Below are 15,531 nucleotides of genomic sequence, written 5' to 3' on the forward strand. Positions count from 1 at the left end.
AATGACATTATTTAAAGCTTTAGTAGCTACATTCTGTGTCTCATCTGTTTTAGCGGTAAAATGCGACTTAAATGTTAGCGTAAATAATTTTGTTGGGACAATATCTTCAAGCGTTCAATCTGTTTCCCACCCTATTACAATTTCTCGTTCTAGAAACGCATCTCAATGTGAAATCATCAGGGCCTTTTATAGTACTGGTGGAGCTGGGAACTATAATCGTATGGCATCGACTTCTAATAATTCGATTCCTTATAACCTATATAGTGACAGTAATATGGTTACTGTTCTTAAAGATGTGTCGGATGCAACTCAAGCTGGTGAGTACAGTGTGATTAATTTACCAGTGAGATACAACTCTTATCAGTCGAACTTTTATATCAAGCAGGTTGATCTTGATACAGTCTTTTCAAGTGGCTCAGGTTACTTTGGTGATAATATTCAAATTAGTTTCTATAGTATTAAAAACAACGGTCAGCTTGAGTATGAAACGACTGCTTATTTTTATCTGCAGTTAGTTGTTCCAAGATATGCTGAGCTAAGCTTAGTTCCTTTAGGTTCTCCTCATGACCCTAACTCTACCCAATATATTATGAATTTTGGAAATCTAACGAGTCAGGATGTAAAGAGTGCAACTCTAAATGTGAAGGGAAATGTAGGCTTCGGTGTTTATATGACTTCACAGAATGGGTCAGTTTTAAAGAATGCTGCAAGCAGTGTTCCTTATCAAATTAAGGTGGGGGCAAATAACTACACGTCACTTTCAAATGCTGGACAAGAAACATATATGTTTCAGCGTAATAATGCCACTTCTATCAATGCTGAGAGCTATCCTATCTATGTGAAATTAGGAAATGTTCCAACAAATGCATCGACTGGTGATTATGAGGATGTCATTACAGTCACAGTTAAAGCTTGGTAAAAATATTACTTAAGTAAATTGCTCAAGTTGTCGATAAGAAATCCATGAATATAAAAGACCTAAAGTACGGTGTTGCCGTACTCGCAATTGGTGCGACTACTTTTTACTTTACTGAAAACTATATTGCAGACTCTGGGCAGGCCCAACGAACCATCGCTAGTGAAGGTCTTGTTAGTAACTGCCTTGATGCTGTTAGATCATTCTTAGGTCCAAAGAAAATCGAACCTTTTGCAAAAGTAAATCTCGTACTAAACGAGAATGAGCGAAAAGTTAATGGAAAGATCGTTGCTTACGCTCGTGGCGGTTTTGAGATTAGAGGCTATGGAAGTCATCAGTTAATATCTTATAGTGAAATTGCGACTATTAACGGTAAAGAACTGAATGAAGTCGAGATCTATCGCTTACTCTTGTCTTCTGAAATTAATAAAACTAAATCAGATCAAATCCAAGTTAGAATATTAAATAACTTAGAGTTTGAAGATATTAAAGGACGAAATTTTACAACAGATGGTGAGTCTTTAAGCTTTCAAGACTTACAAGGTGTAAAGTATAATATCCCTCTTGAAGAGGTCTATCATTTTTCTTCATTTGATCCAAATGCTGCTGCCAGAAAGGGAGTCGAAACTTTCGCTGGGGAATTTGTTTCTGTACGTCTCACAAATGGCGAGATTGAAGATGGTGTTATTGCACTCTCAACGGATAGGAACTTTGCTGAATTAACAAGTGTACACGATAGTAAAGAAATCGTTCAAATACCTTTAAGTGAGATTGAATTAGTTTTTCAATAGTCGTATTAGAGAATAAATTTTAAAACTAGGTAAGGTGTAAGATTAAATACAATCACAAGTAGTTTGAAGTTCGCTAGGTATTTAAAATACATTTTAGGGAACTTCTTCTCTTTAATACCAAACATACTAGATTGAATTTCAATTACTTGTTTTTTAAATATGAGAATCATTACTGTCGAAAGTAGTAAAAATCCCATATTGATAACTGCACAATAACCTAAGAAAGATGTCATTAAGTCTATAGTCATTTAATCTCCACTAGTCCTTACTTGGTAAGTTTTCTGCAAAACCTCTAAATGCGTAGGCTAAGATATCACGATCACTCGGTGTTTTAGGGAATGGGTACCTCTTATTCATGCTTTCGCTATTCTTCTTAGATGAAAAGGCCGAGACTAAATCAATGATCTTATCCACACCGTCCCTTTTTCTAATTGTGTATTCTAAGTCATTTCGATCTGATTTTTTTATTATTCCATTCCAAGCGAGGTACTTATTTCTGATATCATAGATCGAGAAGTTAATATCCATACTTCTTCTTGTTGTCGTGGTTAAACTTCGATCCCCTGTTTCATTTCCTTCTGCATTTGTGACAGCTGATTCTGTTCTATCATTTTCAACAATGTCACTTTCAATTCTAGCAAAGACGAGGTAGCGACGTTTTGTTATATTTTGCCCTAATATTGTAAGCGACTTCTCACTGAGTATTCCATCTTCTTCAATTTCACGTAGTATCTCACGATAGAGTCCTCTACCAATTTTTTTGATCAACGGTGATGCATTATCAACCATTAAATCTCTTCTCTTTTCTTGTAACTCGACACGAAATTGATTTGCAGTACTGATTTGCTTCTTATAATCCCAGTTTTCGCCAGTATGGACAATCCCTGCAATTGTTAATCGTCCTGCTTGAACATTTGTATATGTGAAATCGGCCGTCTTTCTAAGGCCATGTACTTTTGTTGCACATGAAGTAATTAGTAGGGTACTTAAAAGTACGATAATCTTTAACATCTATTTCTCCAGTCTCAAGTTAAGCTAAATCCATTTTATTAGAACACGACCCACTTAACAATAGTTTAGATTTTACGTAGTTAGCAATTTGAAAAATTAAGATGAAATTAAATGTATGAACCTGTTTTGATGCTATTATGAAGATGGTAGGAATCCTTCGGGAGGACTGCTCAGCTCGCAGCTACTGTCTGTGGGCAAGAAAAGAGGTCCTCGCATTATGCGAGGGCCTTTTTTTTTGTAAGGTATTATATCTGAGCAAAGAGATCAATTTGATTACCGTTTGGGTCTTTAACTGAAGCGTACCTTTGTCCCCAGAAAGCATCCCATGGTGATTTTTCAATTTCAAAACCAGCGTCGACGATTCGATGAAATAGCTTATCAACTTCATTAGGAGAAGTTTGTTGAAAACACAGAGTTATTCCAGAATTTATAGGCTCTTTCCAATCTTTATTAATCTGTTTAAGCAAATCAAATGAATCTAACATGATTCGTAAACCATTTTCTTGTGTCGCCTCATAATGACCTTTTCCATATTCTTTAAAGTCTAAGTTTAATAAGTTGTAGAATTGAATAGATTTTTCAATATTCTTACAAGCAATTCCAATCGCGCTTACAGTCATAGTGACTCCTAATTCTTAGATTTAGTTTTTGTTGTCTTGTTTTAACCACAGCTTAAATTGACATGATTTGTCCTCTGGCATTTATTAAAGATACATTTTTTTTCGGTACTGAACAATATCATAGGAGGATATGTGAAAAAGTTAACAAAAATGGCAGTTGCCCTGGCCGTACTTTCTACGGTTGCAACGTCTGTTTCTGCTTCATCGAGAGTAATTCGTGACAACCGTTTAAAAGATTTAGGCATTTCACCTGTCTTAGGGCGTGGCTACTCCATAGCGACTAATACTTATCAAAGTACATGCTTGGGTAAAATTGAAACGACTCAGCCCTCATATGATTTAAAATATCGATATATTGAAATTGAACAAGATTGGGAGACACAGTATAGGCGCTCTTTTGAAACAAAGAATACTTTCAAATTTCTATTCTTAAAGAATAATGTAAATGTCTTTTCGGAAGTCGAAGGCAATACAACATATCACTATCATTATATCTTTGCAGATATTGATGTTGATAGCTATTACCATTCTCTCTCAGAAGGTAATAGCGATTTAAGTGAGAGTGCAGCAAATCTTCTTCGAAAAGGAGATGTTGTTGGTTTCTTTGACTCTTGTGGACCTTATTATGTACGTTCAATCGGTCGTCACTCAAGTTTCCTCGGTCTACTTCGATATCGTACAACATCTGTCGAACGAGATGTAAATTTTGAACTTGAGCTTAAATCGAAAATGCGTGGCTTCTTCTCAGGGGGATCAACAGATACGACAATATCAACTGAGTTTAGAACTGAAACGCAAACCAAGAGACTAGAGATTAATATTTGGGCCTATGGACTTGGTAAAGGTGAACTGGCAGATATTATTCCAACTGATATTGATAGCTTCAAAGATTCTGTACGTGATGTCGTAAAGACAATGCAGGATCCAAACGCTGGTCGAATAACAACAATGGAAGTTGCTCCTTGGATTGAAAATACTCAATTTCAAGATCTTCTAGAGTTAGAAGATGAAGAAGAAAAATTACTTTTTGAAAAGAAGAAGAATCTTGAAGCCAACGCTGAAATTATCAGCGAACTCGATCGAATTGATAGAGCACAGGTTGATCAATATTTTAAGGCAAGTAATTGTCGTCGTATTCTTGAAGATGAATATCTAAATATTGATGATGACTTCGGTGGAGGATATGAACCAGAGAATACATTCTTCTCTAATTTATCTCAGCCAAATAGTCAGAGTTCTGAAATTTCACTTGAGGCCTTTGATGCCGTACTTTCAACAGAGAAGGTCGAAGAATATTTGATCGCAAATTATATATTCAACTATGGGCAAGCTGAACCGACTCCTGAACCTGAAACCGGTGCATTAGCATGTATTAAGGCAATTCATGAGCAAGGTATTGATCAAGTACATTTTAGAAATATTCCTGCATGTGTTGATGCTAGGTTAACAGGGGTGCCAGTATCTCCTCTTTTAGATAATTATTGTATGCCAGAATTGGCAAGAGTCATTATTCCTGATGATGCATAATTTATGAAAAATATAACTTATATACTTTTAATACTTTTTCTAGGTGGGGCCAAAGTTGTGGCCCTGCCTCTACAAAATACAATAAATGAAGAGAATTTCCATTCTTCGTTGTATATTGATGATCCACGAGTAACCCAATTAAATGGTCATCTAAAATTATTAGATGGTTTCTCAAGGAAACTGTTTAAACAATCTAATACATGCTTTGATTTACAGGACTTCAAAGGAACACAACAATCCAATATTCAATTAGATTTTCATCAGAAGGTTATTGGTACAAATTTATACAATCCTTTCTTTAGTAAGTACTATAATAATGTCTACAGTAGTCATGTTGATAAAATTCTCAAAGCGCAAGATCAAAAGATCACAAATACGATACAGATTGCAATACATAAAACGACTTACGCACGGGAGCGAGATACTGAGTATGTTGATATTAATTCACGTTATAACCAGCTAATCTCAAACGGTGACTTTTTTAAATTTAGTGAACTATGTGGAAGTGGTTATGTGAATTCTTTCAATAAATACGCTGGAGCATGGTTTACTATTGTTTTCAATCGAAGTGCAGATAGTGATGATACTGTTTTCACAAACCTCCTTGAAGCTTATATTCGTTTATTTGATTCAACTGCAGAACCAAAGTTAAGAGCACAATTAAATAGAGAACTCGCTACTCGTGCTGTTGTTCTTTACGCCGAGTTTAGAGGAATAAATCCTTTAACGGTTCCTATTCAAAATCTAAGAGATATAGCAGAGTTTAGATCTTTAATTACAAGAATAAAGTCTGCAATGCTTGCATCTGATGCTGGCCTTTATATGGCGTTAGAGTATACCCCTTGGGGTTATAATGATGAATTTCAAAAAGCATTTTATGATTTTCTCACACGAAACAGTAAACAACCAATTCCTACTGAACCAAGTAGATCTCAATGGTTTAATTTTTATCAGAATATGGAATTAGCAAGATTAATGAGTGATGCTATAGCTTATGAATCAGGTATCATTGGTCGATTTGAAGTTTGTCGTAATCAAATGTTAAGCGATTGGCCATTAAGAGGTAATGAAAAGAAGTTATTCGTTAATCACCTTGATACCGACGGAGCAGGAATCGCGCTCTCTACGATCTATCAAATCTTATCCGAAGAAGCACTGAAGAACTTACAAGATAAGTTAGACAATTTGCAAAGTGGAGAGAAGAACTCTGTTTTACTTTGTAACAAAAGATTGAATGGACAAACTTTTCTTTTGAATCATTATCGCGAGTTAGTTGAGTGTAAATGGTTTGATGAGTTTACTAAGTCACCATCTTTGATTTTAGATGCTCTTTGTCCACTGACACCAAAGTAAATGATGTGATAAAATTTTACAAAAGGATGTCACATGAAAAATTACTTACTTCTCTTTTTATTACTATCACTATTCGTTTCTTGCGCCAATGTTGATCAAATTGACCGTGGCCTATTGTCAAAAAAAATAATGCAACTCGATCCTCACCCTGAAGAAAGTATGTTTCAAAATGAAGTACGTGCATTCAGAGAAGGTGCTGTTGGAGGCACAAATGCTGTTGGAGGTGGATGTGGTTGTAACTAAGTATAAAAGATTACTTTTCAGTTTTCTTCTGATTTTTATTTCTACTAAAAATACATTCGCCGAAATGATGGCCGACGGAAAAACAAAATTCAAACTTTTGTTTAATCTCTACCATCAAAATAGTGATGATGGTAATCAAGTCTATGATGATTCAGGAAAAGAAGAAGCTAATGTTGTTGAACCAATGCTCTTTGTGGAACATCAAATAACTGAAGATACCGCCATTAATGCACATTTTGTTTTCGATTTTTGGACAGCGGCATCTGATACAAAGTTAGATGGTGCAACAGGTGCAAGTGGACCAGGTAGAAAGGGACAGTCCCGCCTGTCTGGGAATATTGGCGTTCGAAAAGAAATGGGCGATTGGGAAACAAGTGCATCAGTTGGTTTCTCTTCAGAATATGATTATCGCTCATTCAATGGAAGTCTTGGTGTTCAACGTTCGATGGCAAAAGATAACTTTACACTCGGGCTCAATATTCAATACTACAAGGATAAAGTGAAGTTGTTCGAGGATTTGAGCAATCCTCCAACTGCTAAAATCTCAGACTTCCTTCCCCGAGATATATTTGCAGTTAGCCTAACTGCGTCTCAAATTTTGACAAGACAAGATATTATCCAATTTGATTTAACATTCGTAGAAGCTAGTAAGAAATTGGAATCGACTGCTAGTAGTGTTTCTGTTGGTGGTGCAAGGCAGCCTGAAGTATTACCTAATACACGAAGTCGCTATGCTATCTCTTCTAAATGGGTACATGGTTTTAGCGATGAAGTGGCGATGAATTTATCATACCGATATTACTTTGATCAGTGGGACTTGGATGCTCATACGTTAAGACTAGCTTTTTTGAAAGAGATTAATGATGATGAAGATTATGTTGAGATTGCTCTTCGTTATCATAATCAATCTAGTGTTAAGTATTACCAGGATTCCTTTGCTACGGCAAAAGATTATATGACTAGTGACTCTGATTTAGCAGACTTCTCTTCGTATGAGTTGAGTGCGCTTCTTTCTAGTAATTATGATTCAAAGAATATATATGGTATCGAATTTGAAGACTTCGTCTGGAACAATGGTGTGACGGCCGCTAAACGTACAAATGGACTTGTATATGCATATATTCAATCTTCAGTTGGTTTTCAGTTTTAGGAGTGTTTGGTGAGAATATTATTTGTAACTTTAATTTTGTTCTTCTCCTTCAATTCTTATTCACAAAAAATAGAAGATTTCGCGCTACCAATTTATGATAAATCGCAAAACTTCATATTAAGTGAAAGTCTTATTAAATACGATAAGGTTTTTCTTAATTTCTGGGCATCTTGGTGTACCGCTTGTATTCAAGAAATGGATGAACTAGAAGATTTGAAGAAAAAATACTCAAGTAAGAATATACTTTTTGTTGCAATAAATGCAGGAGAGAAGAAAAAGAAGATTAAACGATTTTTAAAGAAGCGAAATTTTAGCTACTTAATACTTGAAGATAGTGATCGTAAGATCTCAAAAAAGATTGGTGTGACTGAGCTTCCTCGCTCTATTGTTATTGATAAAAAAGGCAGTATTCTTTACAGCTCTGATAAACCTCCAAAGGAATTATAAGTTGTTTGAGAAAGGAAATGACATTACATGTGAGTATAAATTCTGTGCAATGGGTGGAGAATTTCAAATTATGTGTTTCCCACAAAGCTTTCTTTCGAGGGAGGACGTGTATAAAATTTTTGTAAAAGCGGAAGAAGAGGTTAATCGTATTCAAAATAAATTTACAGATTTTGAAGACAGTCCATTTAATGAAATTAATAAGTATGCTGGAATAAGACCTGTTAAAGTCGATGGAGAAATTTGGGATATTATTCAAAGAGCAAATAAAATCTCAAAAGAATCTAATGGCGTTTTTGATATCTCATTTGCCACGATTGGACACTTATGGCGAAAAGCAAAAAATGAAGGTCGAACCCTTAGTTTTCTAGAACGTTCTCAAGTTCAAAGTTATATAGATTACCGTAAAATAAAATTCAACCGATTTACAAAGAGTGTTTATCTTCCTTTTGAACAAATGCGTATAGGACTAGGTGGGATTGGAAAAGGTTACGCCGTTGATAAAGTTTATGAGTTACTCCTTAAAGAAGGCCTCCATAATTTCTATATAAATGGTTCGGGTGATATTCGTGTGCACTCTCTACCTAATGCTCCTAGGGCCTGGCGGATCGGTATTAGAAATCCATTATCTAAAGACAGCTCTAAGTCGATTGGCGTGATTCAACTTGCTACCGGTAGTGTTGCTTCTTCTGGGGGCTATATTCAATTCAATCCCAATTCTGAAGGATTTAGCGACCACCATATTGTAAACCCTAAGAGTGGTCTGAGTAGAGACGACATTCTTGCGACAACAGTTATTGCTGACAATACTGTTAGCGCTGATACAACAGCAACTATTTTGATGAATTTGGATATTTCGCAAGCAATAAGCTACTTGGATTCACGAAAATTTATTGGTTTCGTGATAGATTCTCAAGGAAAAACTCACCTCTCTGCAGCTGCATTAAGCTCTTTTGGCCTATAAATAAATATATTTAACTATTTGTTTTTACATAGCTTGTGTTCTTGTCGCAACTTTTTTTGGGCATCCGCGTAAGTTTTTTTATTTATTTACTAAATAAAAATACAAGATATTCCGAAGTTTTATTAGTTATTTAGAAGTTTCCATAAATTTTCTTCGTAAATTTCTTACGTAGAGCTTAATTTGGAAAGAGGGACGTAGAGTATTTCATCGGAGATAAATTATGTTTAGAGCGAGTTTTAAAAAGAAGTTACTGTTGCTGTGCTTTTATATGTCATCAGTAAGTTTAATTATTGGAAGTGTTGCTTTATTTGGTTTTAAAAAGTTTATTGAGGTTTCGGATGAGGTTAACCAAAGTGTTATCCCAAGAACAACTCTTTTAAATAAAATGGATGTGAACTATCAAAAAACAAGAATCGAAGTTCGAACACTGGGGCTTGATAATCTAAGTAGAGAAGATCGCTATGCGGCCATTGAGGGGGCATTAAAAGTTGTTGGTGAATATGAGAAGGCTGCAACAGAACTTAAGGCGATGATCAAAACAAAAGAAGAGCTTAAACTATTTAACCAGTTAGGAGAACAGTGGGCGAGCTTTAAGCAAGTTGGTGTCGATGCCATTGAACTGGCAAAGATCTATGATACTAAATCACGCGCCAAGCTTCTTGATATATTCTTAGTTCATTGTCCAAAAGCGGCTTCAGAATTTCAAGAAGCACTTGATAAGTATAACCAAAGCATTCGCGATGATATTGATAAAGCGGCTAAGCTTTCGGAGGAAACTTCAAAAACAATCGCTTTTATTAATAAGTTACTTATTTTCTTAACAATATCAGGGATCTCAAGCTGTCTTATCATTGGGATAATTTTTGCGAATAAAATCTCTTCATCAATTAGAAACACTCTGGAAGTTTTATCTAATAGTTCAACTTTCCTAACAACGAGTGCAGATAATATAACGGCCTCGTCACAAAAACTATCTGCTTCTAGTGAGAATCAGGATTCCTCATTACACGAATCAAGCTCATCTTTAGAAGAGATTAGTTCTATGGTTAGAATGACAGCTGAGAATGCGAAGAAGTCTAATGATCTGGCGACAGAGAGCTTAGATAAGGCTTCTAAAGGGAAAGACATTGTTAGTGAGATGAATATTTCTATGGACTCAATTAATGGAAGTATCGACACAATTGTTAATGAACTAGATATTAATAATGAAAAGATGAAAGAAATTGCAACTCTGATTAATAGTATTGACGAAAAAACACAGGTCATTAATGACATTGTATTTCAAACAAAGCTTTTATCTTTCAATGCTTCTGTCGAAGCTGCACGAGCAGGTGAAGCCGGAAAAGGTTTTGCTGTCGTTGCTGAAGAAGTCGGAAAGCTTGCTCAAATGAGTGGTGTCGCTGCAGTTGAAATTACAGATATGCTATCTTCAAGTGTTAATCAGGTAAATGAAATCGTTAGCGAGTCTCAAGAACGAATTACGGCCGTTGTCGATTCAGCAAGAGAGAATGTAACGAGTGGGACAAATATCGCTAAAGAGTGTGAAGATATTCTTGAAAATATTGTAACAAGTGTTGCAGGTGTTTCGTCTTCGATTTCAGAAATTTCATCTGCAACGCAAGAACAGTCTAGCGGTATTTCTCAATTACAAAGTTCAATTTCGAGAGTCGATGTTCTGTCAAAGTCAAATACTGGAATTGCTCGTGAAACATCTGGAATTGCACAACAGCTCCAACAGCAAGTTGGATCAGTTAACGGTTCAATTACTAATATTCAAAATCTAATTCTTGGTGATACTAAGACCTCGAAGTCGTCTTCTAAGAAGGTGGCTGCTTAAATAACCCAAAAGAATGCCCTCTTAGTAATTACTACTAAGAGGGCCATTATTTTATTGATTGTGACTTGTTGGAGGGACACTATCAATGGCATTGTTTTCTGGTGGTGTTAGCTGCCCAAGGAACTCAGGAAGCTCAACGCCAGCTTGTTTGGCAAGATCGTGTACTGCTGGAAGTGAATTAATTAGCCCACTAAGAAAGTTTGACGTCGCACTCTTTCCGTTGTGACCATTTCCGCCACCGTCCCAAACAGTAACCTTATCAATCTTAAGGTCTTGGACGGCCTTAACTTGTTGAGCGATAATTTCAGGAAGTTGTTCAACCATAAGTAGGGTAGGAACAAGTCTCTTATCATCACCAACGATTTCAACAAGCTTATGATAACCTTGTGCTTTCGCTTCAAGTACTTTTTGAATACCTTGAGCTTCCGCTTCATATTTCGCTAGAATTGCATCGGCCTCACCCCTAGCAATTCTTCTTTGTCTCTCTGCTTCTGCTTCCGCTGTAATTTCAACTTTTCTCTTATTAATTTCTTCTTGAGCAAGTTCTGTCTTTTCAAGTCTTGCAATCTCTTCTAGCTTTTGTGCCTCTAGAACTGCTTTTTGTGCTTGAGCTAAGGCAACTTCTCCTCGTTTTGCAGCATCGGCCTGCTTCTCTTTTAGAGTAGCATCATATTCTGCAATACTTGCCTTCGATTCATTTTCGCCTTTTACAGACTCAGCTTCTTGAATGGCAACGAAGACTCTCTGCTCTTTTAAAGCTTCTTTCTTACCTTGCTCAGTAATTGCTCTCTGCTTTGCTTGGGCAACTTCCTGCTCTCTTAAAGCAGCGGCCTCTCCAGTAATCCCTTCTGCTTCATATTTGGCAATACGAATCCTTTTATTTCTCTCGGCTTCTTTTTGACCCGCTTCTGACTCGGCAACTTGATTAGCAACCTGGACTTCTTTTTCCTTATTCGCATTTGCTTCACCAATGGCACCATCTTTATCTTGTTCAGCAACTTCTACTTTTGCTTTGTTAATCGCTTCTGCTGCAGCTTTCTTTCCAATAGCTTCAATATATCCTGACTCATCTGTGATATCTCTAATGTTAACGTTAATAACATCAAGACCAATTTTGTTAAGCTCAAGGTTTACGTTCTTATTAACTAGATCTAAGAATTTCTCTCTATCCTGATTAATCTCTTCAATTGCTAGAGTTGCAATAACGAGACGCATTTGACCTAGGATAATATCTTGGGCCTGATTAGAGACTTCAGCTGTTGATAGCCCAAGTAGACGCTCAGCTGCGTTTGTCATAATATTAGCTGTAGTCGAAATACCTACTGTGAATGTTGAAGGAACATTTACACGAATATTCTTCTTTGAAAGTGCACTTCTTAAATCAATCTCAATCGTCAGTGGCTCTAGTGAAAGATATGTATAATCTTGTAAAAGTGGAATTACAAATGATCCACCTCCGTGAATACACTTTGCAGATTGCCCAGTACCAACGCTACCGTAGATTACTAAGATCTGATTAGAAGGACATCTCTTGTATTGCTTTGATAAAAAAATTGCTGCAAAAAGTAGAATTAAAACAGGAACAACAATGATTCCCATAATTCCAAAAGTACTAAATAGCATGAGTAATCTCCCTTAAATATTATGCTTTCTTAACGATTAAATTTCCCGAATCATCAACATAGTGAACCTTGATACTTTCAAATGCATTAATCGCTTCACCCTTGCTGCTTGCTTGTAGAATTTGTTGTTTGTTTCCAATTGTAATCTCAACTTGGCCAATACCTTTACCCTTAGCTGGAATATTTGTGTAAGCTCGGCCAGTTCTTCCAATGGCTTCTTTGATATTTACTTTTGGAATATTGTTAAATTTTTTAATTTGAAAAGTGATGAATGAACTAAATAACATCATGACAAAACCAAAGACACCGGCCGCAAGCACTCCATTCACATCAGATAATTCCCATTCTTGTTTTGCTGCAAGCCCAATCCAGCCAGCACCCATAAAGAATGCTAGAATCGATTGTGTTGAGACAAGAGTGAATGCATCTCCACCATCTGTGTGTTCAATGTCCATATCACCATCGAAGTCAGCTTCACCATCTCCAGTAACGAAGAGTAGAAGCATCTTTAATACAAATAACAGTGTGCCCGCAAAGGCCATTACCGCATAAACAGGGTTTTGCGAAAATATCTCTTTCATCTAATCTCCGAAAATAAATAGTGTTCAGTTTTTAGTATATGGATAAATATGTAAGTGGTTAGTGGGTAAAAATGTCTAGAAAGGCTCTAGTAGGGCTTTTTGAGTGTTTTTGTTCTTTATTTTAAATATAGGTTAGGGTTCTAAGTGGCTGAAATCGTTCCTTAAATAAAAAGTGTTAAATTTAAACAATTGTTTACCGAGAGGATTGGCACATAAAAAAAATTAAGGAGAGAGTAATGTTAAGCAGGTTTAGTTTAAAGTTTAAGATATATAGTAGTTTCATAACGATGGTCAGTTTAATAACGCTGATATCTGTGTATGCAGCTTACAACTTTACTACACTGGCCACTGAGTTCTTTTCATATCGCGAGATGGCCATGGATTCAAACTTATCAAGTGAGGTTCAGTCCAATATGTTAATGGTAAGAATGAATGTAAAAGACTTTATCATTTCATCTTCTGAAAAGGATATAAAGCAATTTAACGAGTATTTTGAAAGTACAGCTAAGAGTTTAGATCAGGCATTAATTGATATCCAAAAACCAAGTCGTGCTAAAAAGCTTCAGGAAACAAGTCAAAACTTAAAAGATTACAGTAGTCATTTTAATGAAGTTGTAAGTCTGATGAAAGAGCGAGATAAGCTCGTCACTGAAAGGCTTAATATTAATGGTAGGCTAATGGAGGAGAAGCTTTCTCGAATCCTTTTTACTGCTCGAAGAGATAGGGATATGGTAGCTGCATATAACGCTGGTATTGCCATGAGAAATCTACTTCTTGCAAGGTTATATGTGACAAAGTTTTTTGATACAAACGATAGTGATTCAGTAAAGAAAGTCGTTTACGAACTAAGAGAGTTTGAAAAAGATATCAGTTTACTAGAGAAAAACTTACAAAACTCTGAACGTCGTAATCTGCTACGCCAGGTTCTTAAGCTAGAGAAGTCTTACTCATCGGATTTTCAAAAACTAGTTACGATTATTAATAAGAGAAATAATATTATTACAGAGAAACTTGATGTTTTAGGTCCTAAAATTGCGAGTAATATAGAAGATGTAAAACTTGATATTAAATCTGTTCAAGACAAATTTGGACCGAGGCTTAAAGATCATCTTACTGAAGCAAAGACTGTTATTGTTATTATTTCTATTATTGCTCTAGTTGCAGGGGTTGCTCTAGCTGTATTCTTTGTTTCGTACCTTTCAAAAACTATCGCTATAATTAATGAAGGAATCCAAACTAGTTCTAAAGATTTAAATAGTGTTTCAAATTCACTTAATGACTCTGCAAATAAATTATCAAGTGCAAATCAACAGCAATCAGCTGCCTTACAAGAAACATCTTCTTCGATCCATGAAATCTCTTGTATGGTTGCCAATAATACGCAAAATGCACAGGAGACAGCTTCTCTTTCTGAAGAAAGTAAAAAAATTGCAAACGATGGAAAGGACTCAGTAAATATCGTTAGAAGTAAGATGGATGATATTCAATCAAATAATGAAGAACTTGTTAAAAATATTGAAAATAGTAACCGTGAAATAGAAGGGCTAATCGACGTCATCAATAGAATTGCAGAAAAAACAACTGTCATCAACGATATTGTTTTTCAAACAAAACTTCTTTCTTTTAATGCGTCTGTCGAAGCGGCAAGAGCAGGGGAGCATGGCGATGGCTTTGCAGTTGTTGCACACGAAGTCGGTCAGCTAGCGGCCATGAGTGGAGAAGCAGCAGAAGAAATCTCACAGCTTCTTTCTGGAAGTATCACTCAAGTTCGAAGTACAGTAGATAAGTCTAAGGAGATGATTCTAAGATCTGTAGAGAAAGGAAAAGTCTCTGTTGATGAAGGAGTCAAAGCCGCTCAGGAATGCGAAGTTATTCTAAATGATATTCTAAATAGCTTTGATAACGTAAATCAGTCTGTTAAGCAAATCTCTAGTTCTTCTACTGAGCAGTCTCAAGGTGTTAATGAGATTACATCAGCTGTAACTCAACTGAGTCAATCAGCAAACGAAAATAGCATAGTCACTCAAGAAGCCTATAATAAAGCTCAACAAGTTAATTCGTTAGCTTCTAAGTTACATGAACTGTCACAATTAACAGTTAAGCTAATTGAAGGTGAAGGTAAGATTGTTCATAAAAAGATTAAGCAAGCTTTTGAAGAAGATACCCTTGCTGAAAGTGAAAGAGTAGCCGAGGTATTTTCAAAATCAGAAGCGGCGTAGGAATTAATTAAGAGGTATATTCACACAACTTGCTTCTTGAGTGAGCAAGTTGTGTTTTTTGCAATTTACTAAAATATTGGCTTTGCAAGCTCTCAGTCATCATTCATATCAAACATAACAACTTCAATACTATCTTTAAATTGAAAGATAATTGTATCTCGCTCTCCAGCCTGGTTTGCATCATCGTTTCCAACAACACTGTAAACTAGATCACTAATTTTTTATCTCATTATTTCAACACGTAGTACTTCTT

General features: G+C 35.8%; 15 protein-coding genes. 10 read left to right on the top strand and 5 right to left on the bottom strand.

The features are described from left to right. Position 1 precedes the first annotated feature (1 nt). Both ACRXC1_RS01370 and ACRXC1_RS01375 read left to right on the top strand, forming a co-directional pair. Positions 2-919: a spore coat protein U domain-containing protein gene (locus ACRXC1_RS01370; RefSeq protein WP_433655911.1), complete on the top strand. Its 918-nt coding sequence runs from the start codon at positions 2-4 to the stop codon at positions 917-919. A gap of 44 nt (positions 920-963) precedes the next feature. After that, complete coding sequence (locus ACRXC1_RS01375) at positions 964-1,707, top strand: hypothetical protein (protein WP_433655913.1); 744 nt, start codon at positions 964-966, stop codon at positions 1,705-1,707. A 5-nt stretch (positions 1,708-1,712) separates the two neighbouring features. Here the strand turns inward: ACRXC1_RS01375 and ACRXC1_RS01380 are convergent, their stop codons facing one another. The 3 genes from ACRXC1_RS01380 to ACRXC1_RS01390 all read right to left on the bottom strand — a co-directional run bounded on the left by ACRXC1_RS01380 (position 1,713) and on the right by ACRXC1_RS01390 (position 3,338). Beyond that, the gene (locus ACRXC1_RS01380; protein ID WP_433655915.1) at positions 1,713-1,955 is read right to left on the bottom strand and encodes a DUF6868 family protein; all 243 of its coding nucleotides are present in this window, start codon (positions 1,953-1,955) and stop codon (positions 1,713-1,715) included. A gap of 10 nt (positions 1,956-1,965) precedes the next feature. Next, complete coding sequence (locus tag ACRXC1_RS01385; protein ID WP_392909888.1) at positions 1,966-2,718, bottom strand: hypothetical protein; 753 nt, start codon at positions 2,716-2,718, stop codon at positions 1,966-1,968. 245 nt (positions 2,719-2,963) lie between these two features. Next, positions 2,964-3,338, bottom strand: coding sequence for a VOC family protein (locus ACRXC1_RS01390; protein ID WP_433655917.1), 375 nt, complete (start codon positions 3,336-3,338; stop codon positions 2,964-2,966). A 132-nt stretch (positions 3,339-3,470) separates the two neighbouring features. On the opposite strand from ACRXC1_RS01390, the gene ACRXC1_RS01395 reads away from it, so the two are divergent. The 7 genes from ACRXC1_RS01395 (at position 3,471) to ACRXC1_RS01425 (ending at position 10,856) form a co-directional block, all read left to right on the top strand. After that, entirely contained in the window at positions 3,471-4,865 is a 1,395-nt protein-coding gene (locus ACRXC1_RS01395; RefSeq protein ID WP_433655919.1) for a hypothetical protein, read from the top strand. A gap of 3 nt (positions 4,866-4,868) precedes the next feature. Then, positions 4,869-6,218 carry a hypothetical protein gene (locus tag ACRXC1_RS01400; protein WP_433655921.1) on the top strand — a complete coding sequence of 450 codons (1,350 nt, stop codon included), beginning with the start codon at positions 4,869-4,871 and terminating at the stop codon, positions 6,216-6,218. Between the two features lie 33 nt (positions 6,219-6,251). Beyond that, positions 6,252-6,461 (top strand): DUF4266 domain-containing protein, encoded by a 210-nt coding sequence (locus tag ACRXC1_RS01405; RefSeq protein WP_433655923.1) that lies wholly within the window; start codon positions 6,252-6,254, stop codon positions 6,459-6,461. After that, positions 6,430-7,611: a DUF3570 domain-containing protein gene (locus ACRXC1_RS01410; protein WP_433655925.1), complete on the top strand. Its 1,182-nt coding sequence runs from the start codon at positions 6,430-6,432 to the stop codon at positions 7,609-7,611. The genes ACRXC1_RS01405 and ACRXC1_RS01410 overlap by 32 nt, the downstream gene beginning before the upstream one ends. 9 nt (positions 7,612-7,620) lie before the next feature. Next, positions 7,621-8,058, top strand: a complete 438-nt coding sequence (locus tag ACRXC1_RS01415) for a redoxin family protein (protein ID WP_433655927.1) — start codon at positions 7,621-7,623, stop codon at positions 8,056-8,058. A gap of 1 nt (position 8,059) precedes the next feature. After that, positions 8,060-9,019 (top strand): FAD:protein FMN transferase, encoded by a 960-nt coding sequence (locus tag ACRXC1_RS01420; RefSeq protein WP_433655929.1) that lies wholly within the window; start codon positions 8,060-8,062, stop codon positions 9,017-9,019. A 220-nt stretch (positions 9,020-9,239) separates the two neighbouring features. Next, a complete protein-coding gene (locus ACRXC1_RS01425) occupies positions 9,240-10,856 on the top strand; it encodes a HAMP domain-containing methyl-accepting chemotaxis protein (protein ID WP_433655931.1) in 1,617 nt (538 codons plus the stop codon). A 51-nt stretch (positions 10,857-10,907) separates the two neighbouring features. Here the strand turns inward: ACRXC1_RS01425 and ACRXC1_RS01430 are convergent, their stop codons facing one another. Next, positions 10,908-12,479, bottom strand: coding sequence for a flotillin family protein (locus ACRXC1_RS01430; RefSeq protein ID WP_392909904.1), 1,572 nt, complete (start codon positions 12,477-12,479; stop codon positions 10,908-10,910). A gap of 19 nt (positions 12,480-12,498) precedes the next feature. Then, positions 12,499-13,059, bottom strand: coding sequence for a hypothetical protein (locus ACRXC1_RS01435; RefSeq protein WP_433655933.1), 561 nt, complete (start codon positions 13,057-13,059; stop codon positions 12,499-12,501). Positions 13,060-13,346: 287 nt separating this feature from the next. Here ACRXC1_RS01435 and ACRXC1_RS01440 point away from each other — a divergent pair, with 287 nt between their 5' ends. Then, on the top strand, positions 13,347-15,278 hold the full coding sequence (locus tag ACRXC1_RS01440) for a methyl-accepting chemotaxis protein (RefSeq protein ID WP_433655934.1): 1,932 nt from the start codon (positions 13,347-13,349) through the stop codon (positions 15,276-15,278). The last annotated feature ends 253 nt before the right edge of the window (positions 15,279-15,531 follow it).

The organism is Halobacteriovorax sp. GFR8 (assembly GCF_050955245.1).
GTDB lineage: Bacteria > Bdellovibrionota > Bacteriovoracia > Bacteriovoracales > Bacteriovoracaceae > Halobacteriovorax_A.